The sequence below is a fragment of the Lysobacter sp. K5869 genome (assembly GCF_018847975.1).
In the GTDB taxonomy this organism is placed as follows: domain Bacteria; phylum Pseudomonadota; class Gammaproteobacteria; order Xanthomonadales; family Xanthomonadaceae; genus Lysobacter.
Window position 1 is genome coordinate 1,465,001 of record NZ_CP072597.1, and the last position, 22,489, is coordinate 1,487,489.

Annotated in this window: 16 protein-coding genes and 2 rRNA genes (1 of these 18 only partly in view); 10 read left to right on the forward strand and 8 right to left on the reverse strand. The window is 67.8% G+C overall.

Annotated features, from left to right (window positions below):
• Both J5226_RS06220 and rrf read left to right on the forward strand, forming a co-directional pair.
• Positions 1-1,579 (forward strand): 23S ribosomal RNA (locus tag J5226_RS06220); it begins 1,286 nt to the left of the window's first position.
• A 164-nt stretch (positions 1,580-1,743) separates the two neighbouring features.
• A 5S ribosomal RNA gene (gene rrf / locus J5226_RS06225) occupies positions 1,744-1,858 on the forward strand.
• Positions 1,859-2,394: 536 nt separating this feature from the next.
• Here the strand turns inward: rrf and J5226_RS06230 are convergent.
• The 4 genes from J5226_RS06230 to J5226_RS06245 all read right to left on the reverse strand — a co-directional run bounded on the left by J5226_RS06230 (position 2,395) and on the right by J5226_RS06245 (position 6,485).
• Positions 2,395-3,129 carry a 2OG-Fe dioxygenase family protein gene (locus tag J5226_RS06230; protein WP_215838975.1) on the reverse strand — a complete coding sequence of 245 codons (735 nt, stop codon included), beginning with the start codon at positions 3,127-3,129 and terminating at the stop codon, positions 2,395-2,397.
• Between the two features lie 171 nt (positions 3,130-3,300).
• A complete protein-coding gene (locus J5226_RS06235; protein WP_215838976.1) occupies positions 3,301-3,696 on the reverse strand; it encodes an MAPEG family protein in 396 nt (131 codons plus the stop codon).
• Positions 3,697-3,847: 151 nt separating this feature from the next.
• Entirely contained in the window at positions 3,848-5,563 is a 1,716-nt protein-coding gene (locus tag J5226_RS06240; protein ID WP_255323089.1) for a M28 family metallopeptidase, read from the reverse strand.
• 256 nt (positions 5,564-5,819) lie between these two features.
• Positions 5,820-6,485: a hypothetical protein gene (locus tag J5226_RS06245; protein WP_215838977.1), complete on the reverse strand. Its 666-nt coding sequence runs from the start codon at positions 6,483-6,485 to the stop codon at positions 5,820-5,822.
• 236 nt (positions 6,486-6,721) lie between these two features.
• Here J5226_RS06245 and gpmI point away from each other — a divergent pair, with 236 nt between their 5' ends.
• The 3 genes from gpmI (at position 6,722) to J5226_RS06260 (ending at position 11,101) form a co-directional block, all read left to right on the forward strand.
• Positions 6,722-8,257, forward strand: coding sequence for a 2,3-bisphosphoglycerate-independent phosphoglycerate mutase (gene gpmI, locus J5226_RS06250; protein ID WP_215838978.1), 1,536 nt, complete (start codon positions 6,722-6,724; stop codon positions 8,255-8,257).
• On the forward strand, positions 8,257-9,519 hold the full coding sequence (locus tag J5226_RS06255) for a peptidoglycan DD-metalloendopeptidase family protein (protein WP_215838979.1): 1,263 nt from the start codon (positions 8,257-8,259) through the stop codon (positions 9,517-9,519). The genes gpmI and J5226_RS06255 overlap by 1 nt, the downstream gene beginning before the upstream one ends.
• Positions 9,520-9,670: 151 nt before the next feature.
• Positions 9,671-11,101, forward strand: a complete 1,431-nt coding sequence (locus J5226_RS06260; protein ID WP_215838980.1) for a S41 family peptidase — start codon at positions 9,671-9,673, stop codon at positions 11,099-11,101.
• 113 nt (positions 11,102-11,214) lie between these two features.
• On the opposite strand, the gene J5226_RS06265 is transcribed toward J5226_RS06260, so the two are convergent.
• Both J5226_RS06265 and J5226_RS06270 read right to left on the reverse strand, forming a co-directional pair.
• Positions 11,215-11,535, reverse strand: coding sequence for a DUF1820 family protein (locus tag J5226_RS06265; protein WP_215838981.1), 321 nt, complete (start codon positions 11,533-11,535; stop codon positions 11,215-11,217).
• Positions 11,536-11,723: 188 nt separating this feature from the next.
• Positions 11,724-12,419, reverse strand: a complete 696-nt coding sequence (locus J5226_RS06270; protein WP_215838982.1) for a rhomboid family intramembrane serine protease — start codon at positions 12,417-12,419, stop codon at positions 11,724-11,726.
• A gap of 264 nt (positions 12,420-12,683) precedes the next feature.
• Here J5226_RS06270 and J5226_RS06275 point away from each other — a divergent pair, with 264 nt between their 5' ends.
• The 3 genes from J5226_RS06275 (at position 12,684) to J5226_RS06285 (ending at position 15,142) form a co-directional block, all read left to right on the forward strand.
• Complete coding sequence (locus J5226_RS06275; RefSeq protein ID WP_215838983.1) at positions 12,684-14,063, forward strand: outer membrane protein transport protein; 1,380 nt, start codon at positions 12,684-12,686, stop codon at positions 14,061-14,063.
• A gap of 93 nt (positions 14,064-14,156) precedes the next feature.
• Positions 14,157-14,855: an MOSC domain-containing protein gene (locus J5226_RS06280; RefSeq protein WP_215838984.1), complete on the forward strand. Its 699-nt coding sequence runs from the start codon at positions 14,157-14,159 to the stop codon at positions 14,853-14,855.
• 32 nt (positions 14,856-14,887) lie between these two features.
• On the forward strand, positions 14,888-15,142 hold the full coding sequence (locus J5226_RS06285) for a DUF2164 domain-containing protein (protein WP_215838985.1): 255 nt from the start codon (positions 14,888-14,890) through the stop codon (positions 15,140-15,142).
• Positions 15,143-15,242: 100 nt separating this feature from the next.
• On the opposite strand, the gene J5226_RS06290 is transcribed toward J5226_RS06285, so the two are convergent.
• Complete coding sequence (locus J5226_RS06290) at positions 15,243-15,692, reverse strand: DUF3574 domain-containing protein (protein WP_215838986.1); 450 nt, start codon at positions 15,690-15,692, stop codon at positions 15,243-15,245.
• A 339-nt stretch (positions 15,693-16,031) separates the two neighbouring features.
• Complete coding sequence (gene putA / locus J5226_RS06295) at positions 16,032-19,196, reverse strand: bifunctional proline dehydrogenase/L-glutamate gamma-semialdehyde dehydrogenase PutA (protein ID WP_215840339.1); 3,165 nt, start codon at positions 19,194-19,196, stop codon at positions 16,032-16,034.
• Between the two features lie 633 nt (positions 19,197-19,829).
• On the opposite strand from putA, the gene coxB reads away from it, so the two are divergent.
• The gene (coxB, locus tag J5226_RS06300) at positions 19,830-20,786 is read left to right on the forward strand and encodes a cytochrome c oxidase subunit II (RefSeq protein ID WP_215838987.1); all 957 of its coding nucleotides are present in this window, start codon (positions 19,830-19,832) and stop codon (positions 20,784-20,786) included.
• A 26-nt stretch (positions 20,787-20,812) separates the two neighbouring features.
• Positions 20,813-22,438, forward strand: coding sequence for a cytochrome c oxidase subunit I (gene ctaD, locus J5226_RS06305; protein ID WP_215838988.1), 1,626 nt, complete (start codon positions 20,813-20,815; stop codon positions 22,436-22,438).
• Positions 22,439-22,489: the final 51 nt, after the last annotated feature.

Here is a 22,489-nt window from a genome sequence, read left to right on the forward strand (position 1 = left end):
AGGTTTCCTTGCGCAACGTTAATCGACGCAGGGTGAGTCGGCCCCTAAGGCGAGGCAGAAATGCGTAGTCGATGGGAAGCAGGTTAATATTCCTGCACCTCGCGTAAGTGCGATGGAGGGACGGAGAAGGTTAGGCAGGCCAGGCGTTGGTTGTCCTGGTGAGAGAGTTGAGGCGGTCCCCTTAGGCAAATCCGGGGGGGCAACGTTGAGACTAAGGACCGGCCCATTAGGGCTAGGCTGCTGATATCACGCTTCCAGGAAAAGCTCCTAAGCTTCAGCTTACGCAGACCGTACCGTAAACCGACACAGGTGGGCAGGATGAGAATTCTCAGGCGCTTGAGAGAACTCGGGTGAAGGAACTAGGCAAAATAGCACCGTAACTTCGGGAGAAGGTGCGCCCTCCATAGTTAAAAGCTGAGGGGGGCCGCAGTGACCAGGCCGCTGCGACTGTTTATCAAAAACACAGCACTCTGCAAACACGAAAGTGGACGTATAGGGTGTGACGCCTGCCCGGTGCTGGAAGGTTAATTGATGGGGTCAGCCGCAAGGCGAAGCTCTTGATCGAAGCCCCAGTAAACGGCGGCCGTAACTATAACGGTCCTAAGGTAGCGAAATTCCTTGTCGGGTAAGTTCCGACCTGCACGAATGGCGTAACGACAGCGGCGCTGTCTCCACCCGAGACTCAGTGAAATTGAAATCGCTGTGAAGATGCAGCGTTCCCGCGGCAAGACGGAAAGACCCCGTGAACCTTTACTATAGCTTTACATTGAACGTTGAGTTCGTCTGTGTAGGATAGGTGGGAGGCTATGAAACTGTGGCGCTAGCTGCAGTGGAGCCATCCTTGAAATACCACCCTGTCGTGCTTGACGTTCTAACCTGGGCCCGTTATCCGGGTCGGGGACCATGTATGGTGGGTAGTTTGACTGGGGCGGTCTCCTCCCAAAGTGTAACGGAGGAGCACGAAGGTACGCTCAGCGCGGTCGGACATCGCGCACTGTGTGCAAAGGCATAAGCGTGCTTGACTGCAAGATCGACGGATCAAGCAGGTACGAAAGTAGGTCTTAGTGATCCGGTGGTTCTGTATGGAAGGGCCATCGCTCAACGGATAAAAGGTACTCCGGGGATAACAGGCTGATACCGCCCAAGAGTTCATATCGACGGCGGTGTTTGGCACCTCGATGTCGGCTCATCACATCCTGGGGCTGTAGTCGGTCCCAAGGGTATGGCTGTTCGCCATTTAAAGTGGTACGCGAGCTGGGTTCAGAACGTCGTGAGACAGTTCGGTCCCTATCTGTCGTGGGCGTTGGAGATTTGAGAGGGGCTGCTCCTAGTACGAGAGGACCGGAGTGGACGAACCTCTGGTGTTCCGGTTGTCACGCCAGTGGCACTGCCGGGTAGCTATGTTCGGAAGCGATAACCGCTGAAAGCATCTAAGCGGGAAGCGCGCCTCAAGATGAGATCTCCCGGGAGCTTGACTCCCCTAAAGGAACCATCAAGACTAGGTGGTTGATAGGCAGGGTGTGTAAGTGCAGCAATGCATTGAGCTAACCTGTACTAATGATCCGTGTGGCTTGACCATATAACCTCAAGTGGCCTTGGACTCGACGACGCGTCGACACTCCAACCCAACACTGACTCGCTACATTCCAATCTATTCGCCGACAGCGCAGTCCATCGCGTTGAAAGCAACCCACGAGAGCGTGTGCGCGACTCCATCTGGAGCCCGCGACCCTCCACCCTCTCCCTGGTGATAATAGCTGTGTGGAACCACCCGATCCCATCCCGAACTCGGAAGTGAAACGCACATGCGCCGATGGTAGTGTGGCTTAAGCCATGCAAGAGTAGGTCATCGCCAGGGGCTTTACCCAGAAGGCCGGATCCGAAAGGATCCGGCCTTCTTCTTTTGCGCGAAAATTAGTGAATCCCACGCCCGCCGCCGATAATCACCGGCCGGATCGCTTGAACACCGCCGCCTCCACCGCGGCCAGGCGCGGGAATATCCCCGCTCCGGCGCCGATCAGGCCGCCGAGCTCCCGCGAGCCGAATCCGAACGCGTTGGAATGCACCCAGCGCGGGATGCCACCTGCCGCTATCGATCGTTCCGCGATACCCGCGGTCGGTCATCGTTACTCGCGACCGTCGTGGCTTACGCCGATCCTGCACGAGAAGCTGCGGAATATCCGTCATCGGTTACCCGTAACCGCAGCCCCTGAAGGCGCATTGCTGACGCGAGGCATCGATCGACAGTCGTCGTGCATGCGGCCGCCGCTGTTAATCCTCACGACGGCGAAAGGCTTGATCGCCAATGCACCGACTGGCACGGCGATAAACGAAAGCAGCACCGGCTGAATTTGACCGCGGAGCGCTCCCGTACGGCCGCGCTGGAGCCGTTTTTCAGCCCTTGGCCCTGAACGTCACCACCAACACATCCCGATGCGCCTCGCGCGAGGGATCCTGCGGCGTCACCGCGGTCACGCCGTGAAACACGCGGGCGTCGTCGACCAAGGCCGCATCGAGCGGAGCGGTGAGGGTGAAGCTGCCGAGTTGGGTGCCGTCGCGGTCGTGGATGGTGGTGGTGCCGCGCACGATATTGTGGCGGTCGATGAGCAGCACCAGCACGTAGTCGACGCCGTCGCGGTGCACGCCTTCGGGCGTGGGCTGGCCTTCGTGGTCGGGGCCGGCTTCGATGCGGAACTGATGCAGTTCGACGTGCCAGGCCGAAGTCTGCGGCGCCAGCGTGGAGAAGAAATCGCGGCAGAAGCTCAACACGGTGCGCAGGCTGGCGCCGTCGGCGACGTCTTCGCGCACCGGCTCGAACCAGCGCTCGATGTCGCCTTGCAAGGCGTTGTAAGCGAGCGCTTGATAATGCGGCTGATGCGGCTGGAGCTCGATCGCGCCTTCGCGTCCGGCGCGGTACACGGCGTGGCGGCGGCGGCGATGGCGGCCGACCTGGGCCAGATAAACGTCGGGCGCGAGATCGTTCCAGCTCGCGGCGAACGCGTCCCAGTCGTCGAGCGAGCCGTGCTGCAGTAAATGCCCGCGCATGTCGGCGCCGGCGACGAAACGGAAGCCGGTGTCGCGGATGGAACGGGCGAACTCTTCGTGATCGGACGAGGGCGGGACGGTCATGGACGGGCTCGAAAGGCGGGGCGCGGCGAAAGGAACGGGCGATGGAGCGCGGCTGGCGACGGCTAGCGCGCGAGGCGGCGGACGCAGGTCGGCCGTCGCCATCGGCCGTGGGCCGTTGGTTCCACTGTGTTCGATTCGCGCGCGCTCATGCCGCCGATGTCCATCGCCTGCTCAGATCGCCGCCAACGCGGCCAACACCAACAGCGCGATCGCGCAGAAGAATCCGCCGGCCCACGCCGCGCTGCGCAGCGCGGGCTGGCCGCCGATGTAGAACGCGCCGTGCAGCACGCGGAAGACGACGAAGGCGATGGCGAGGCAAACGATCCAAGCGGTGTCGACGCCGGCCATCTGCGCGCCGAGCACGCCGGCGGCGAAGGTCGGGAAGGCTTCGAAGGCGTTGAGGTGGGCGGCGTGCGCCGCCTTGGAGCGCGGATTGTCCTGGCGCGCTTGCCAGCCGCGCGGGTCGCGGTTGTCGTAGCGCTGGCCGTTGGCCTTGGCGACGGCGGTCCACAGGTACGGCAGCAGCGCCGCGGCGAGCAGACACCAGTACGCGATCGTCATCGACATGGGCCTTCCTTGCGGCCGTGCCGCTCCACCGCGGCGCGTCCAGCCTAGCGGAAAAAACGACGGCGCCCAGGGGCGCCGTCGTCGGATCGCTTTGCGGGCGCGGGCGGCCGGACCGGAGGCCCGCGCCGTCCGCGCGTCGCGGCCGGGCCGCTTACTTCTTGGCCGGCGCCATCAGCTTGTCGTGCGCGGCGCGGAAGGCGTTGCCTTCGTACCAGTTCGGCCATTGCTCGTTGCCGGCCAGGGTCTTGCCGACGCCGTACAGCGCATCGAGATCCTGCACCACGCCGTCGAGCTTCCAGTTCGGATCGAACTCGTCGGCCGGCTTGTGGTAACGGCGGTCGCGGTAGTCGACCTGCGCCTTCTGCCCGGCTTCCACGCCGCCCTCGAGCAGGTCGTCGCCGCCCTTGGCGTACAGCGCCGGCACGCCGGCCTTGGCGAAGTTGAAGTGATCGGAGCGGAAGTAGAAGCCGTCCTGCGGCGTGGCCTCGGCGTGCAGCACGCGGCCCTGTCCGTCGGCGACGGTCTTGAGCAAGTCTTCCAGTTCCGAGCTGCCGTAGCCGACCACGGTCATGTCGCGGGCCTTGCCGATGATCGGCATGGCGTCGAGGTTGATGACGGCGACGGTCTTGTCGAGCGGCACGGTCGGATGGGCGACGTAGTACTTGGAACCGAGCAGGCCGGATTCTTCCAGCGTCACCGCCAGGAACAGCAGCGAGCGGTCCGGCGGCGGCGTCTGCTTGCTGAAGGCCTCGGCGATTTCCAGGATGCCGGCCACGCCGGAGGCGTTGTCGACCGCGCCGTTGTAGATCGTGTCGTGGCCTTCGCCCTTCGGCGCCGCGGCGTGGCCTTCGTGGCCGCCTTCCTCGCTGTGGTGGCCGAGGTGGTCCCAGTGCGCCATGTAGACAATGGCTTCGTCGGGACGCTTGGCGCCGTCCAGGCGCGCGATCACGTTGCGCGAGGACTTCTCGCTGATCTTGCTCTTCAGATCCACCGAGGCCTTGGCCTGCAGCGGAATCGCCTTGAAGCCGCGCTTGCCGGCGGCCTGATACAGCTGATCGAGGTTCTGGCCGAGATCGGCGAACAGCTTGCGCGCGGTGTCGGCGGTGATCCAACCCTGCACCGGCAGGCGCGGTTCCGGATCGTCCTTGGCCGGCAGATCGAACTGCGCGCCGGACCACGAATTCTTGACCACGTCCCAACCGTAGGACGCGCCGGCGTCGTCGTGCACGATCAGCGCGGCCTTGGCGCCCTGGCGCGCGGCTTCCTCGAACTTATAGGTCCAGCGGCCGTAGTAGGTCATCCGCTTGCCTTCGAACAAGGTCGCGTCCTGGCCGTGGAAGCCCGGGTCGTTGACGAACATCACCACGGTCTTGCCCTTGACGTCGACGCCGGCGTAGTCGTTCCACTGCTGCTCCGGCGCGTTGACGCCGTAGCCGACGAAGACCAGATCGCTGGCGTCGATCTTCACTTCCGGCTGGCCGGTGCGGGTGCCCACGACCATGTCGGTGCCGAACTTCAGCTCGCGCGCCTGTCCCTTGACGTCGAGCTTGAGCACCGTGTTTTCGTCGGCGCTGGTTTCCACCATCGGCACGGTCTGGAAATAGCTGTCGCCGTTGCCCGGCTTCAGGCCCATGCGCTTGAACTGCGCTTCCAGGTACTGAACCGTCTTGTCCTCGCCGGCGCTGCCGGGGGCGCGGCCCTCGAACTCGTCGGAGGCCAGGACTTTGACGTGCTGGGCGAAGTCGGCGGCGTTGATCGCCGGGTCGAAGGCGTGGTCGCCGGCGACCGGCGCGGCGGCCGGGTCGGCGGGCGGTTGCGCCGGCGCCGCGCTGTCGGCGGACGGTTTATTGCAGGCGCTCAGCGCCAGGGTCGCGACGACCAGCGAGGTCGCGGCGAACAGCGGAGTGAGCGAATGTTTAGGGGACAAGATCTGGAACCTCCAAGGGCGGCCGGCGGCCGGGGGCGTGGGGGAGGTCCATTCTAGGGGCTGGTCCGGTCCTGAATCGCGCGGCCGGACTTTTCCGATCCGGCCGCTTCGCCAGGCGGCGCCGCGGCGAAGCCCCCGCGCGGGGCGCCCTTCACGGCCAGGAGAAGGGGCGCCCAGGCGGGGGCGGAGGGACGCGTTACTGCGCCGGCGGGGTCGCGCCGGTGAAGGCGATCGCGGTGGCGCCGCGGATCGCGCCGGTCTTGGCGCTGGAATGCACGTACAGCTTGACCGAGCGTTCGAACACCAGCGGGCCGTCGACGCGCGCGTTCGGGCCGACGATCACGATCGGATCGCGCTTTTGGAAGGTGAAGTTGCCGGTCGGCTTGGTGTACTTGATGCCGCCGGTGACGTGCGAGTCGATGCCGACGGTGACGTCGCCGTTGACCGTGTCGATGCCGCCGTTGAGTTCGGTGGCGACCAGGCCGATGGAGCCGTTGACGGTGCTGACGTCGCCGCCGAGGCGGCCGCCGCGATCGACGAAGATGCCGCCGTTGACCGTTTCCAGGCCGCCGCTGGCGGTGAGCTTGGTGCCGGCGCGGATGCTGCCGTTGACGGTTTCCAAGCGCTTGGCGCGCGAACCGCTGCCGACGTTGATGCTGCCGTTGACCGTCTTGGCTTCGTCGACCGCGGCGTTGTCGCCGATGCGGATGCTGCCGTTGACGGTGTCGAGGTCGCCGCGGGTCTGGCCGTCCTCGACGGTGATGCTGCCGTTGACCTTGCTGACGTCGTCGCCGGCGAAAGCCGCGCTGGAGGACAGGGCGATGAAGACCGACAGGCAGAGGGAGAGGCGGGTGCGGGTCATGGCGGGGTTCCGTTGTTCGGGTAGGCAAGTCTTGTGATGCGGCGGACGCGGCGACGGTTTACGCCGCGGCGAAAAAATCTTCCGGCGCCGCCGGGTCGGGGCGGCGGGGCGACGGACGCCGCATTCGCGGCGCCGTTCCCCGGGGCTTCATCGCCCGCTTCGCTACAATCGCCGAAACCGCGCGCCGCGGCCCCGGTCCTTAGTCATACCCGCCCTTCGTCATAGGAATCCCCCACGTGTCTGCGACTTCCCGCCCCAAGCCCGTAGTGCTGCTGATCCTCGACGGCTGGGGCCACCGCGACGACCCGGCCGACAACGCCCTGGCCCAGGCCGACCTGCCGAACTGGCGCGCCCTGCTCGCCAGCCAGGCGCACACCCTGATCCACACCGAGGGCCGCCACGTCGGCCTGCCGGACGGGCAGATGGGCAATTCCGAAGTCGGCCACATGAATCTCGGCGCCGGCCGCATCGTCTATCAGGACCTGACCCGGGTGGACGCGGCGATCGAGGACGGCAGCTTCTTCGCCAACGAAGAACTGCGCGCCGCCTGCGCCGCGGCCCAGGCCGCCGGCGCCACCCTGCATCTGATGGGCCTGCTCTCGCCCGGCGGCGTGCACAGCCACGAGCAGCACATCTTCGCGATGATCGAACTGGCCCGCCGCGAAGGCGTGGCGAAGGTCGCCGTGCACGCCTTCCTCGACGGCCGCGACATGCCGCCCAAGTCGGCCGCGCCGAGCCTGGAGCGCTTGCAGCAGGCGTGCGATAACGCCGGCAACGCGCGCATCGCCAGCATCGGCGGCCGCTATTACGCGATGGACCGCGACAAGCGCTGGGACCGCCAGCTGCGCGCCTGGGACGCGATCGTCGAAGCCAAGAGCGAACACCATGCCGCGACCGCGTTGGCCGGGCTCGACGCGGCCTACGCGCGCGGCGAGACCGACGAGTTCGTCGCGCCGACGGTGATCGGCGACGCGCGGCCGATGGCCGACGGCGATGCGGTGGTGTTCATGAACTTCCGCGCCGACCGCGCGCGCCAGCTCACCGCTGCCTTCGTCGATCCGAACTTCGACGGCTACGAGGCGCGCAAGCCGAAGCTGTCGCGCTTCGTCTGCCTGACCGAATACGACGCCAAGCTGCCGGCGCCGGTGGCGTTCGCGGCGGACGAGCTGCGCAACACGCTCGGCGAGCTGCTGGCCGCGCAAGGCCTGACCCAGCTGCGCATCGCCGAGACCGAGAAGTACGCCCACGTCACCTTCTTCTTCAGCGGCGGCCGCGAAGAGCCCTATGCCGGCGAAAGCCGCATCCTGGTGCCGAGCCCGAAGGTCGCCACCTACGATTTGCAGCCGGAAATGAGCTGCCCGGAAGTGACCGCCAAGCTGGTCGAGGCGATCCGCGCGCAGTCGGTGGACGTGGCGATCTGCAACATCGCCAACCCCGACATGGTCGGCCACACCGGCGATCTGCAGGCGGCGATTCTCGCCGCGCAGGCGGTGGACAAGGCCATCGGCGCGATCGCCGCCGCGGTGCAGGACGTGCACGGCGCGCTGCTGATCACCGCCGACCACGGCAACCTGGAGATGATGCGCGACGCCGCCACCGGCCAGCCGCACACCGCGCATACGGTCGGCCCGGTGCCGCTGGTGTACCTCGGTCCGCGCAAGGCCGGGTTGCGTTCGGGCGGCGCCTTGCGCGACATCGCGCCGACCATCCTGGATCTCCTCGGCGTGGCCAAGCCAGACGAGATGACCGGCCGCAGTCTGTTGGAGGGCTGATGCGGACCGCGTGCGCGTGGTTGCTGGTGTTGTTGGCGGCCCTGCCGCCGGCCTTGCCGCAGGCGCGCGCCGCGGCGCAGAGCACCAGCCGCGAGACCGAACGCAAGCTGGAAAAGGTCAAGACCGAGCTCAAGTCGGTCGCGGCGGAGCGGCGCAAGCTCGAAGGCCAGCGCGGCGACGCCACCCAGCAGTTGCGCGCGGCCGACGAACAGGTCGGCCGCTCCAACCGCACCTTGCGCGACACCGAGACGCGGCTGGCGCGCGAACACGCCGCGCTCAAGCAGACCCAGGACAAGCGCGACGCGCTCAAGCAAACCCTGGGCTCGCGCCGGCAGGAACTCGAACGACTGCTGCGCGCGGCCTACGCGCAAGGCAACGACGCGCCGCTCAAGGCGCTGTTGTCGCAAGACCGCGTCGCCGACAGCGGCCGCATTCTCACGTACCACGGTTATCTGCAGCGCGACCGCGCGCGCCGGATCGAGGCGCTGACCGCGCAGCTGCGCGAACTCGACGCGCTCGAACGCGAGATCGTCGAACGCCGCGCCAGCCTCGACAGCACCCGCAAGCAGCAGCGCGCGCAGCTGGGCCAGTTGGAGAAGGACCGCAAGGAACGCGCCAGCCTGGTCGCCCAGATCAACGAAAAATACGAAGACCGCAGCACCCGCGAACGCGAGCTCGGCCGCGACGCCAAGGGGTTGGAGCAGTTGCTGGCCAAGCTGCGCGCCGCCGCCGCGCGCGCCGAAGCGCAACGCCGCGCCGCCGCCAAGGCGAAGGCCGAACGCGAAGCGCGCGAGGCCCGCGAAGCCGCCGCTGCGGCGGCCAAGGGCAAACCCGCGCCGCCGCGCAAGCCGCCGGTGCAGGTCGCCAGCGCACCCGCGCCGCAAGTCGGCGGCCTGGGTTGGCCGGTGTCGGGCGCGTTGCTGGCCGGCTTCGGCGGCACCATGCCCGACGGGCGCAGCAGCGAAGGCCTGCTGATCGGCGCGCCGGCCGGCGCGACGGTGAAGGCGGTCGGCGACGGCACCGTGGTGTATTCGGAATGGATGACCGGTTACGGCCTGTTGCTCATCATCGATCACGGCAACGGCTACATGAGCCTGTACGCCAACAACGACGCCCTGCTCAAGGACGCCGGCGCCACGGTCAAGAAGGGCGACGCGGTGGCCACGGTCGGCAGCTCCGGCGGCCACGGCCGGCCGGCGCTGTATTTCGAGTTGCGCCGCGGCGGCCAGCCGGTCAATCCGGGCGTCTGGCTGCGGCGCTGAGCGCTTGCGCGACCGCGGTCGCGCAAGCGCGGACGGGCCGCGCGAGGGTTTAACGAAAGCTTGCAAGCGCCCCGCTTAACGTGCGCAGATATCGCGAGAACCTTGGGCCGCCGCGCGCGGTCCAACCGCCATCCGCTTCGGAGCGCCATGCATGTCCCTGCGTCACCCCCTGCGTAGTCTGCTTCCGCTCGCCCTGGCGCTGGCCGTCGCGCCGGCCCTGGCCCAGCAGCCGGCGCCGCCCGCGCAGGCCGCGCCGCCCGCGGCATCGCCCGCCGCCGACGATCAGGACGACGGCGACGACCAAGCCACGCCGCCCGCGCAAGCGCCGGCCAAGGGCAAGAAGGCCGGCAAGGACGACAGCGCCGATTCCAAGGTGCCGATCGACGAGATCCGCCGCTACGTCGCGGTCTACAACGCGGTCAAGCAGGCCTACGTCGAACCGGTCGACGACGCCAAGCTCATGCATTCGGCGATCCGCGGCCTGCTGTTCGATCTCGATCCGCACAGCGTGTATTTCGACAAGGCCGACGCCGAGAGCTTCGACGAACAATCGCGCGGCAACTACGACGGCATCGGCGTGGAACTGCAGCGCCAGCCCGACGGCACCTTGAAGGTGATTTCGCCGATCGACGACACGCCGGCCGCGCGCGCCGGGATCAAGGCCGGCGATCTGATCACCGCGATCGACGGCAAGCCGTTCAAGGTCGACGAAGGCGACAACTCCGGCCCGCTGCGCGGCGCGCCGGGGACCAAGGTGGTGCTGACCATCGTGCGCGAAGGCCGCGACAAGTCCTTCGACGTCACCGTCGCGCGCGAGACGATCCGCGTCGCCAGCGTCAAGAGCCGCATGCTCGAACCGGGCTACGGCTACCTGCGGGTCAGCGCGTTCCAGGCCGACACCGCCGCCGACTTCGAAACCCAGTTGCGCAAGCTCAAGCAACAGGCCGGCGGCAAGCTGCGCGGTTTGGTGCTGGATTTGCGCAGCAATCCCGGCGGCCTGCTGACCTCGGCCGTGCAGATCGCCGACGATCTGCTCGAACGCGGCAAGATCGTCAGCACCCGCGGCCGCATCGCGATCAGCGACGCCGAATTCAGCGCAACGCCGGGCGATCTGCTCGACGGCGCGCCGCTGGCGGTGCTGGTCGACGCGGGTTCGGCCAGCGCCTCGGAAGTGCTGGCCGGCGCGCTGCGCGACAACGGCCGCGGCCGCGTGGTCGGCAGCCGCACCTTCGGCAAGGGCTCGGTGCAGACCGTGCTGCCGCTGGACAACGGCGATTCGGTCAAGCTCACCACCGCGCGCTACTACACGCCCAGCGGCAAATCGATCCAGGCGCTGGGCATCGTGCCCGACGTGACCTTGCGCGCGCCCAAGAGCGACAAGACCGAGCGCCCGAGCTACACCGAAGCGGCGCTGCCGGGCCATCTGCACGGCGACGAGGAAGGCGCGCCGGGCAGCAACGCCGGCGAAGTGCTCGACGGCGACGGCCCGATCGCCTCGGCGCTGGCGGAGTTGAAGAAGCCGACGCCGGCCAAGGCGCCGGCGCAGGCGGCGAAGGCCGAAACCTCCGAGGTCAAACGCTAAGGTTTCGCTTCGGCGTCAACGAAAACGCCCGGCTCGCGCCGGGCGTTTTCGTTTTCGCGGGTTTCATCGGCGGCGACGTCGTCGCCGATGCGCGTCTGACTACGTCGCGCCGATCAGCGCGGCGGCTTGGCGGGCAGCGGAAACGGCGTCACCACGCGCTCGCCCGAGGCCGCGTCGCGGATCGCCGACTGGCCTTTGCGCTCGACTTCCTCGATGCGCACGATGCTCTGCATCGGCAGATGCAACACGCGGGTGTTGCCGAACTCGTCGCGCAGCCGCTCCTCGGTGGGATCCACCACCAAGCCGTCGTGCACGTCGAACACCAGCTCGCTGACTTCGGTGAAGCCCCACAGCGTGCCCGCGCCGATCTTGCGCGCGTAGAGCTCGTAGATCTTGCCGGCGTTGAGGAAGGTGACTTTGTAGAGCGTGGCCATGGGAGAGGCAGGGGAATGAAGGGAATCAAGGGATTGGGGAAGGGGGGGCGATCGGTAAAGCGCGATGCGCCGCCTCTCAATCAGCGTGGGGTTGCCGCGCGGCCAACTCAAGAGGGACGCAAGTCCGCCCCAAGCGCGATCCCGCCATTCCCCTGATTCCCTTCTTTCTCCATTCCCTTGCTCCCGCCTCAATACCCGCGCTTGCGCCGCAGCCGCCGGGCGATGCCGGCGCGGGCGATCAGCGCGAACGCGCCGCCGAAGGCGAAGCCGGCCAGATGCGCCGACCACGCCACCGCGCCGAACGCCGGGCCGATGAAGGTGAACACCACTTGCAGCAGCGCCCACACGCCGATCAACAGCGGCGCGGGCACTTTGACGAATTGCAGGAACAGGCCCAGCGGCACCACCACGCCGAGCTTGGCGCTGGGGAACAGCGCCAGATACGCGCCGATCAGCGCCGACACCGCGCCGCTGGCGCCGATGATGAGCCGGTCCGGCGTGGCGATGGCGATCACCGCGGCGAGGTTGGCGACCGCGCCGCCGAACAGGAACAGCGCCAGCAGGCGCCACGGCCCCATCGCGCGTTCGGCGGGCAGGCCGAAGATCAGCAAGAACACCAGATTGCCGAGCAGGTGCGCCCAGTCCGCGTGCAGGAACAGCGCGCTGAACAGGCGCAGCGCGCTGCCGTCGCGGATCGCCTGCCACCACGCTTCCGGCGTCGACAAACCGCCGGACAGCGCGCCCCATTCCACCATCAGCCGGCGCTGCTCCGGATCGGGCAACACGACGGCCGACACGATGAAGCAGATCCACAGCAAAGCGAACAACAACGGCGTCGCCCACCGCAGTCGGGTGCGCTCGCGCGAGGGGATGGCGACGAACACGGTGTCAGCTCCGCGACGGCCCGGATGCGCTTGCCCTATTCAGGCAAGAATGCAATGTAAGTGTCTGTAACAGCAGCGTTTGCGACATCGGTACGAGACGGATTTGCCCGGTTGGGCGTATTGTTAGCGTTCGGTTAACAGCCGCGCTATAGTGCATACGGCGTCGTACGTCGGGAGGGGTTTCCGGCGGCATCGGAGTCCGCGGATGCGGCTCCATGCACACGGCCGCGAAGACGAAAAAATACTCCAACGGAGAATACACGCATGCAACCCTCACACCGCTATATCCGCCTGACCGCGATCGCATTGGGCGTGGCCGGCGTCATCAGCTTCGGCTCGGCCAGCGCGACCGGTTTCCAGATTCGCGAGAACAGCGTCAAGAATCAGGGCCGCGCCTTCGCCGGCAGCGGCGTCGCTGAGAAGGACGCTTCGGTCGTCTCGAACAATCCGGCGGCGATGGTGAACCTGGACACGACCACCATCCGTGGCGATGTGACCGCGATCGACCTGACCGCGAAGTTCAGCGGCGGCGGCACCGCCGCGGCCGGCTCGCCGCTGGCGCGCCCGCTCACCGGCGGCAACGGCGGCGACCCGGGCGACATGACCGCGGTGCCGGCGCTGTCGATCGTAGTGCCGCTGTCGGGCTCGTTCGAGAAGCTCACCCTCGGCGCCCAGCTCAGCGCGCCGTTCGGCCTGAAGACCGAATACGAGAACGGCTGGGTCGGCCGCTACAACGCGCTGAAGTCGGAAGTGAAGACCATCGACCTGACCCTGTCGGCCGCGGTCAAGCTGACCGACCGCTTCTCGGTCGGCGCCGGCTTCGTCTACGAGCGCGCCGAAGCCACCCTGACCAACGCCGTCGACTTCGGTTCGGCCATCTGCCGCGTGTCGCCGGCCGCGTGCACGACCCCGAACCCGGTCGCCGCGCCGTTCGGTCCGCAGAAGAACGACGGTACCGTCAAGGTCAAGGGCGACGACACCGGCATCGGCTGGATCCTGGGCTTCCAGTGGAAGCCGACCGACCGCCTGTCGATCGGCTACTCGCACCGCTCGGAAATCGACCACGACCTGGAAGGCAACATCACCTTCACCAAGCCGGGCAACGTCGACGCGCTGCTCAACGCCGCGCGCATCACCCAGTACAACACCGGTCCGGGCGGCGCCAAGCTGACCACGCCGAGCACCGACACGCTGAGCGTCTCCTACGCGTTCACCGACCAGTTCCGCATGATGTTCGACGCGCAGAAGACCGATTGGCATTCGCTGCAGTCGGTGAACATCGTCCGCGCCAACGGCGCGCTGGTGGCCAGCGAGCAGTTCCAGTGGGACGACTCGATGATGTACGCCCTGGGCGCGGAGTACGATCTCAACGATCGCTTCACCCTGCGCGGCGGCGTCGCCAAGGACGAAACCCCGACCAACGACACCCACCGCACCCCGCGTCTGCCCGACAACGACCGTACCCTGTACTCGGTCGGCCTGACCTGGAACGCGAACGAGCACATCAGCGTCGACGCGGCCTACACCCGCATCGCGATCGACAGCCCGGACGTGAACGTGGTGTCCACCAGCGGTTCGACCCTGGTCGGCAAGTTCAAGGGCCACGCCGATCTGTTCGGCATCGCGGCTCAGTACAAGTTCTGATCGCGCGAGCGGTTTAGCGTCGATGGAGAGCCCCGCTTCGGCGGGGCTTTTCCTTTGCGGGGTTTGGTTCGCTCGAGGGAGGCATCGGATGGGATGAGCGACGACGGCGTTCTCATAACCGCGCTGCTGCGCGGCCGCGCAGTGCCCTACACCCGGCCCGGCAGCGTCAGCGCGATCGACAAGCGGCCGTTGCGGGGACGGGTGCGGATCGGCGAGTTGGGATTGGACGGCGACGAGCAAGGCGATTTGCGCGTGCACGGCGGGCCGGACAAGGCTGTGCACCACTATCCGCGCGAGCATTACCGCGTTTGGCGCGAGGAGATCGGCGCGCACGCGCTGCTCGACGCGCCCGGCGCGTTCGGCGAAAACCTCAGCAGCGAAGGCCTGAGCGAAGCGCAGGTGTGCCTGGGCGACCGCTTCCGCTTCGGCGCGGCCTTGCTCGAAGTCAGTCAAGCGCGGCAACCGTGCTGGAAGCTCAACGACCGTTTCGGCGTCGCCGACATGGCGCGGCGCATGCAGGCCAGCGGCCGCACCGGTTGGTATTACCGCGTGATCGAAGCGGGCGAGGCCGAAGCCGGCGATCGTTTGACGCTGATCGAACGGCCGTGGCCGCACTGGTCGCTGCAGCGCATCGCGACGATGCTGTTCGTGCGCACGCTCGAACGCGAGGAATTGCAAGCCGCGTTGGCCTTGCCGCTGGTGCCGTCGTGGCGCAAGCTGGTCGAGGCCCGGCTCGCGCGCGGCGAAGTCGAGGATTGGAGCAAGCGCATCGACGGCCCGTCGAAGGCGTAACGCCGCGCGGCCGCGACAGGAGCGATGCGAGGATGGAGGCGATCAAGTTCAACGACGACGAGAAGGCGCGGCTGGTCGCGAAGCTGCAGCGCTATTTCAGCGAAGAGTTGAAGCAATCGATCGGGCGTTTCGATGCGGAGTTCATGCTCGACTTCCTGTCCGAAGAGCTCGGCGCGTACTACTACAACCGCGGCGTCGCCGACGCGCAGGCGGTGCTGGCGGCGCGGGTGGACGATCTGACCGACGCGATGTGGCAGTTGGAGCGGCCGACCGAGTTCAAGCGTTGAACTTCGGCTTCGCGTGAGCGCGCGGCGTTCGCAGGAACGCGAAGCGCAGCTTTCGCTAGAACGCTTCAGGCCTGAAGCCGCCGGCGCCGGCGCCGCGAATTCACCCGGCCCGGCCGGCGCCGGCCGGCAGCGCCGCGAAACACGCGCGCACCGGCGAGCTGACGATCAACACCGCTTCCTGCTTGAAGCGCCGCTTGTACTCGTCGGCGATCTCGACCACGCGCTTGCGTTCCTCGGCGCTGTCCTCGTGGATCAGGTCGATCGCGCGCGAATCCTCTTGCTCGACCTGCCCGCTGTCGCCGCGCCACTGGCCCTTGGCCTGATAGACGGTGAGGCCGGCGGGAAAGCGCGGGGTGACGACGTCGGCGAGGAAGGCTTGCCATTGCGCTTCGCTGACGGGGCCGTCGGGGCTGTTCATGCCGAACAGCACGCGGTCCTGGCGGCGTTCGGAGCAGGCGCTCGGGTCGCCGGGCTTGACCGGCAGCGGCGCCAGCGAGGCGCAGGCGGTGAGCGCGCACAGCGCGGCGCAGAGCGCGAGGGTGCGGAGCATGGCGGTTCTCCCGTGGGCTGCGCGCAGGGTACTGCGGCGGGGGCGGGGGAGTGTTGCGACTGCGGTCGCAGGCCAGGAGGCCCGGATCGTCGGGTGTCGGCGCGTCGTGCGGCGTCGCGGGTCGGCGATGGTTGCGGCGTGGTTGTGTTGGCGCGGTCGCGGCTCGCGCCGCTGCTACCGTTTGAAACGAAGCTTGCCGGGAGTCGAATGTAGGAGCGGCGCGAGCCGCGACCGCGACGCCTCGCTTGCGTCGCAAGCTCGAAGTCGCGCCCGCGGCTCGCGCCGCTCGTGCGTGCGAATGCGCGAGAGCCGGCGCGCGCCGGCCCTCGCGCGCGGGGCTCAGTCGCCCAGCGTCAGCAGCGAGGCGTTGCCGCCGGCCGCGGTGGTGTTGACGGTGATGGTCTTCTCGGTGGTGAAGCGCGGCAGGTAGTGCGGGCCGCCGGCCTTGGGGCCGGTGCCGGACAGGTTCTGGCCGCCGAAGGGCTGCACGCCGACCACCGCGCCGATCTGGTTGCGGTTGACGTAGCAGTTGCCGACCTTGACCCGGGTGCTGATGCGCTCGATGGTTTCGTCGATGCGCGAGTGTATGCCCAGGGTCAGGCCGTAGCCGGTGGCGTTGATCGAGTCGATCACCGCGTCGAGCTGATCGGCCTTCCAGCGGATCACGTGCAGGACCGGGCCGAACACTTCCTTGTGCAGCTGGTCGAGCGACTTGAGCGCGTAGGCGCGCGGGGCGAAGAAGCTGCCGTGCGCGGCGTCGGCGTCGAGCGCGACCTCGGCGATCTTGGTCGCTTCCTTGTCCATGCGGTCGGCGTGGTCGCGCAGCATCTTCAGCGCGTCCTCGTCGATCACCGGGCCGACGTCGGTCGACAGCAGGCCCGGGTCGCCGACCTTCAGCTCGGCCATCGCGCCGGCGAGCATGTGGGTGACCTTGTCGGCGATGTCGTCCTGCACGAACAGCACGCGCGCGGCCGAGCAGCGCTGGCCGGCCGAGGTGAAGGCCGAGCCGATCGCGTCCTTGACCAACTGCTCGGGCAGCGAGGAGGAGTCGGCGATCAGCGCGTTCTGGCCGCCGGTCTCGGCGATCAGCACGCCGATGGCGGCGTCGCGCGCGGCCAGCGCGCGGTTGATCGCGCGCGCGGTGTCGGTCGAGCCGGTGAAGGCCACGCCGGCCACGCGCGGGTCGCGGGTCAGCGCCGCACCGACGGTGGCGCCGTCGCCGGGCAGGAACTGCAGCACCGCTTCGGGGATGCCGGCTTCGTGCAGCAGCTTGACTGCGTAGTAGCCGATCAGGTTGGTCTGCTCGGCCGGCTTGGCGATGACGGCGTTGCCGGCGGCGAGCGCCGCGGAGATCTGGCCGAGGAAGATCGCCAGCGGGAAGTTCCACGGGCTGATGCAGACGAACACGCCGCGGCCGGACAGGAGCAGGGTGTTGGATTCGCCGGTCGGGCCCGGCAGCGCTTCGGGCGCGAACAGCTTGCGCGCCTGGGCGCCGTAGTAGCGCAGGAAGTCGACCGCCTCGCGCACTTCGGCGACGCCGTCGGGGATGGTCTTGCCGGCTTCCTTGGTGCACAGCGCGATGTACTGCGGCATGCGGTCTTCCAGCAACTGCGCGGCGTGTTCGAGGATCGCGGCGCGGCTGGCGGCCGGGGTCGCGTCCCAGGCTTCCTGCGCGGCGACCGCGTTCTTCAGCGCCTGCTCGACGGCGGCGCTGTCGGCGGCCTTCCACTGGCCGACGATCTCGCGGCGGTCGGCCGGGTTGGTCACGGCGATGTCGGCGCCGCCGACCGTGGCGCCCGGCACCAGCGGCGCGGCGCGCCAGTCGGTGCGGGCGGCGGCGTTGACGTCGGCGGCGAGGGACTGCAGTTGCTGGTCGTTGGCGAGATTGACGCCCATGGAATTGGTCCTGTCGAAGCCGAAGCTGCGGTAGAGGTCGGCCGGAAGCGGAATGCGCGGATGCGGAATGCTGTCGAAGCCGGACACCGTCTCGACCGGATCCTGGATCAGATCGTCGATGGCGATGTCCTCGTCGGTGATGCGGTTGACGAAGCTGGAGTTGGCGCCGTTCTCGAGCAGGCGGCGCACCAGGTACGGCAGCAGGTCTTCGTGCGAACCCACCGGCGCGTACACGCGGCACGGCGCGTTCAAGCGGTCGGCGGGGATCACTTCGGCGTAGAGGTCGTCGCCCATGCCGTGCAGCTTCTGGAACTCGAAGTGCTGCTCGCGGCCCATTGCCTTGGCGCGCTGATGGATGGTGGCGATGGTCTGGGCGTTGTGGGTGGCGAACATCGGATAGATCGCGTCCGAGGCTTCCAGCATGCGCCGGGCGTTGGCGAGGTACGACACGTCGGTGTTCGGCTTGCGGGTGAACACCGGGTAGCCGAGCTGGCCGTCGACCTGGGCGCGCTTGACCTCGCTGTCCCAGTACGCGCCCTTGACCAGGCGCACCGGGATGCGGCGGCCGACGCGGCGGGCCAGATCGGCGATGAAGGCGATCGCCTCCGGCGCGCGCTTCTGGTACGCCTGGATCGCCAGACCGTAGCCTTCCCAGCCGTCCAGCGACGCGTCGGAGTACGCGGCCGCGATCACGTCCAGCGACAGCTCCAGGCGGTCGGCTTCCTCGGCGTCGATGGTGAAGCCGATGCCGTAGCCCTTGGCCAGCTGCGCCAGTTCCAGCACGCGCGGGGTCAGTTCGGCGAACACGCGCTCGCGCTTGGCGTGCTCGTAGCGCGGGTGCAGCGCCGAGAGCTTGACCGAGATCGACGGCGTGGCGAACACGTCGGCGTTCTTGTAATTGCCGCTCTTGCCGATCGCGTGGATCGCGTCGCGGTAGGCCTGCAGGTAGCGCAGCGCGTCCTTGGTGGTCAGCGCGCCTTCGCCGAGCATGTCGAAGGAGTAGCGGTAGTTCGCGTTGTCGCCCTTCTTCGAGCGCGACAGCGCCTCGCCGATGGTGCGGCCCATGACGAACTGGTGGCCCATGATGCGCATGGCCTGACGCACCGCGAGGCGGATCACCGGCTCGCCGACGCGGCCGATCAGGCGCTTGAAGGCGTTGTGGACGTCGCGCTTGGTGTCGTCGGCCAGATCGACCAGGGTGCCGGTCAGCATCAGGCCCCAGGTCGAGGCGTTGACCAGGACCGAGTCGGACTGGCCCAGATGGCGCTTCCAGTCGGCGTCGCCGAGCTTGTCGCGGATCAGCTTGTCCGCGGTCTCCTGATCCGGAATGCGCAGCAGCGCCTCGGCCACGCACATCAGCAGCACGCCTTCCTCGCTGCCCAGGTCGTACTGGCGCATGAAGGCTTCGATCGCGCCTTGATCCTGGGCGCGGGCGCGGACCCGGCGGACCAGATCGGCGGCGGTGGCTTGCGCCTTGGCGCGGTCGGCGTCGGGCAGGCGCGCCAGTTCGAGCAGGCCGCGCACGTGCTGCGCTTCGTCGCGGACCCAGCCGGCGGTGAGCGCGGCGCGCGCGCCGGACGGCGGCGCCGGCAGTTCGGGGCTGATCATCGGCGACAACGGCGGGGTGCCGGTGCGCGGCGGCGGGCCGTCGCTGGCGACGGCGGAGGAGGCTTCGGTGGACATCGGACCCGGGACAGGGGTGGGAAGTCCGCCATTTTAGAGCTTTATCTCGACCGCCATCTGCCCTTTTTCGGCCGCTGCGGGCGCGGCCTCGCCATCCGCCGGGGTAGGGACGGCGGCGCCGCGCGAGCGGCCGCGGAGCCACGCGCGGACAAGCGAGCCGGCCGCTCCGGCAAGGTCTGCGGCCGCGTCGCGGCCTTGCCGCACAGCGCGCGAGGGATGCGCTAACTTGCACCCGTCACGTTTGCGACGCAGGCCCGCGCCGCGCCCTCGGCCGTCCGTGCGCGAGGCAAAGCCGCGTCGCTATTGACTCTGCGCGATTCGGCCGGCGCTGCGGCGCGTGCAAGTGGCGGGTTGCCGCAGGCCGGGGCCGCCGCTACCATTTCTCGGTTATCCGTAGCGCCGATCCCGGCGTGATGGGCCCGGCAGGGCTCGCCAGCCACCTCGCAGTCCCCCCGCATGGTCCGCGCGCCCTCTCAAGGCGCCGCCGGCGCCGGGACGAGAGGCAGCCCGCGGAGCGCGCGTTAGATCACCACACTGATTTATTCGGGGCTCGAACTGATGAAAGCCGGTCGTTTCAAGCAGTGGGCAGTGGGCGTCGCCGCAATGGCGTTGCCGGTCCTGGCGTCGGCGCAAGCCGCCGATCCCAAGCCGTGGCAGTTGAACATGGGCAAGGGCGTCACCGCCCAGTCGATGAACGCCCATTCCGCGCACATGCTGGCGCTGTGGATTTGCGTGGTGATCGGCATCCTGGTCTTCGGCGCGATGGCCGTGGCCATGTTCAAGTTCCGCAAGTCCAAGGGCGCGGTGCCCGACAAGGACTTCGTCCACAGCACCAAGCTGGAGATCGTCTGGACGGTCGTGCCGGTGGCGCTGCTGGTGCTGATGGCGTTCCCCGCCACCAGCAAGCTCATCAACATGTACGACACCCGCGATTCGGCGATGACGGTGAAGATCACCGGCTACCAATGGATGTGGAAGTACGACTACCTCGGCGAAGGCGTGTCCTTCACCAGCCGCCTGGACCGCAAGAGCGACCAGCTGCGCCAGAGCAAGCGGACGGTCACCGCCGCCGACCACGAGCATTACCTGCTCGACGTCGACAACGTGCTGGTGCTGCCGGTCGACACCAAGATCCGCTTCGTGATCACCGCCGACGACGTCATCCACGCGTGGTGGGTCCCGGCGCTGGGCTGGAAGCAGGACGCGATCCCGGGCATCGTCAACGAGGCTTGGACCGACATCAAGGAACCCGGCGTCTACCGCGGCCAGTGCGCCGAGCTGTGCGGCAAGGACCACGGCTTCATGCCGATCGTGGTGCGCGCGCTGCCCAAGGCCGAGTACCAGCAGTGGTTGGCCGAGCAGAAGGCCAAGAACGCGCCGGCCGCTCCGGCGGCTCCGGCCGCCGCTCCGGCGCCCGCCGAGACCGCTCCCGCCGCCGCGCAGGCTCCGGCCGCCGGCACTGCCAGTTCCGATGCCCCGGCCGCCGCCCCGAAGGGCGCCGCGACCGCCGGTTGATCGTCCGCATTTATCAGAGGTAGGTCATGGCAGCCACGCACCCCGTCGCCGATCACCACGATCATCACGATGATCACGCCCACCAGCAGGGCTTCATCGAGCGTTGGTTCTTCTCGACCAACCACAAGGACATCGGCACGCTGTACCTGATTTTCAGCTTCGTGATGTTCCTCATCGGCGCGGGCATGTCGGTGATGATCCGCCTGGAGCTGATGCAACCGGGCCTGCAGTACGTCAAGCCCGAGTTCTTCAACCAGATGACCACGATGCACGCGCTGGTCATGATCTTCGGCGGCGTGATGCCGGCCTTCGTCGGCCTCGCCAACTGGATGATCCCGCTGCAGATCGGCGCGCCGGACATGGCGCTGCCGCGCATGAACAACTGGTCGTTCTGGATCCTGCCGTTCGCCTTCAGCCTGCTGCTGGTGACCCTGTTCCTGGACGGCGGCGCGCCGGCCGGCGGCTGGACGCTGTATCCGCCGCTGTCGCTGCAGGGCGGCAACAACGTCGCCTTCGCGATCTTCGCCATCCACATGATGGGCATCAGCTCGATCATGGGCGCGATCAACGTCATCGCCACCATCCTCAACATGCGCGCCCCGGGCGTGGACCTGCTGAAGATGCCGATCTTCTGCTGGACCTGGCTGATCACCGCGTTCCTGCTGATCGCGGTGATGCCGGTGCTGGCCGGCGCGGTGACGATGCTGCTGACCGACAAGTTCTTCGCCACCTCGTTCTTCAACGCGGCCGGCGGCGGCGACCCGGTGATGTTCCAGCACATCTTCTGGTTCTTCGGGCACCCCGAGGTCTACATCATGATCCTGCCGGCGTTCGGCGTGGTCTCGGAGATCATCCCGACCTTCAGCCGCAAGCCGCTGTTCGGTTATCAGGCGATGGTCTACGCGACCGCCTCGATCGCCTTCCTCTCGTTCATCGTGTGGGCGCACCACATGTTCACCGTCGGCATGCCGCTCGGTGGCGAGATCTACTTCATGTTCGCGACCATGCTGATCGCGGTGCCGACCGGCGTGAAGGTGTTCAACTGGGTCACCACGATGTGGCGCGGCTCGATCTCGTTCGAGGCGCCGATGCTGTGGGCGATCTCGTTCGTGATCCTGTTCACCATCGGCGGTTTCTCCGGCCTGATGCTCGCCATCGTGCCGGCCGACTTCCAGTACCACGACACCTACTTCGTGGTCGCCCACTTCCACTACGTGTTGGTGACCGGCGCGCTGTTCTCGATCATCGCCGCGGTCTACTACTGGTGGCCGAAGTGGACCGGCCGCATGTACAACGAGACGGCGGCCAAGTTCCACTTCTGGTGGACGATGATCTTCGTCAACCTGCTGTTCTTCCCGCAGCACTTCCTGGGTCTGGCCGGCATGCCGCGCCGCATCCCGGACTACAACGTGGTGTTCGCGGACTGGAACCTGGTCAGCTCGATCGGCGCGTTCGGCATGTTCCTGACGCCGTTCATGATGGCCTTCATCCTGCTGCGTTCGCTCAAGCACGGCGCCAAGGCCGAAGCGCGCGCGTGGGAATCGGCCAAGGGCCTGGAATGGACGGTGCCGAGCCCGGCCCCGCACCACACCTTCAGCACGCCGCCGGTCATCCGCGACGGCGATCTGGCCCACGGCGACATCACCCACTGATCGCGCACGGCGTCGCGGTCGTAGCGATCGCGGCGCCGGCTCACGGGAGGC

What these genes read in the sequence shown, in the direction of transcription:
- J5226_RS06230 (WP_215838975.1), bottom strand. Translation starts at nt 3,129, where the DNA reads ATGACCGTCCCGCCCTCGTCCGATCACGAAGAGTTCGCCCGTTCCATC.
- putA (WP_215840339.1), bottom strand. Translation starts at nt 19,196, where the DNA reads ATGATCAGCCCCGAACTGCCGGCGCCGCCGTCCGGCGCGCGCGCCGCG.
- J5226_RS06280 (WP_215838984.1), top strand. Translation starts at nt 14,157, where the DNA reads ATGAGCGACGACGGCGTTCTCATAACCGCGCTGCTGCGCGGCCGCGCA.
- J5226_RS06245 (WP_215838977.1), bottom strand. Translation starts at nt 6,485, where the DNA reads ATGACCCGCACCCGCCTCTCCCTCTGCCTGTCGGTCTTCATCGCCCTG.
- J5226_RS06260 (WP_215838980.1), top strand. Translation starts at nt 9,671, where the DNA reads ATGTCCCTGCGTCACCCCCTGCGTAGTCTGCTTCCGCTCGCCCTGGCG.
- J5226_RS06290 (WP_215838986.1), bottom strand. Translation starts at nt 15,692, where the DNA reads ATGCTCCGCACCCTCGCGCTCTGCGCCGCGCTGTGCGCGCTCACCGCC.
- J5226_RS06235 (WP_215838976.1), bottom strand. Translation starts at nt 3,696, where the DNA reads ATGTCGATGACGATCGCGTACTGGTGTCTGCTCGCCGCGGCGCTGCTG.
- ctaD (WP_215838988.1), top strand. Translation starts at nt 20,813, where the DNA reads ATGGCAGCCACGCACCCCGTCGCCGATCACCACGATCATCACGATGAT.
- J5226_RS06275 (WP_215838983.1), top strand. Translation starts at nt 12,684, where the DNA reads ATGCAACCCTCACACCGCTATATCCGCCTGACCGCGATCGCATTGGGC.
- coxB (WP_215838987.1), top strand. Translation starts at nt 19,830, where the DNA reads ATGAAAGCCGGTCGTTTCAAGCAGTGGGCAGTGGGCGTCGCCGCAATG.
- J5226_RS06255 (WP_215838979.1), top strand. Translation starts at nt 8,257, where the DNA reads ATGCGGACCGCGTGCGCGTGGTTGCTGGTGTTGTTGGCGGCCCTGCCG.
- J5226_RS06285 (WP_215838985.1), top strand. Translation starts at nt 14,888, where the DNA reads ATGGAGGCGATCAAGTTCAACGACGACGAGAAGGCGCGGCTGGTCGCG.
- J5226_RS06265 (WP_215838981.1), bottom strand. Translation starts at nt 11,535, where the DNA reads ATGGCCACGCTCTACAAAGTCACCTTCCTCAACGCCGGCAAGATCTAC.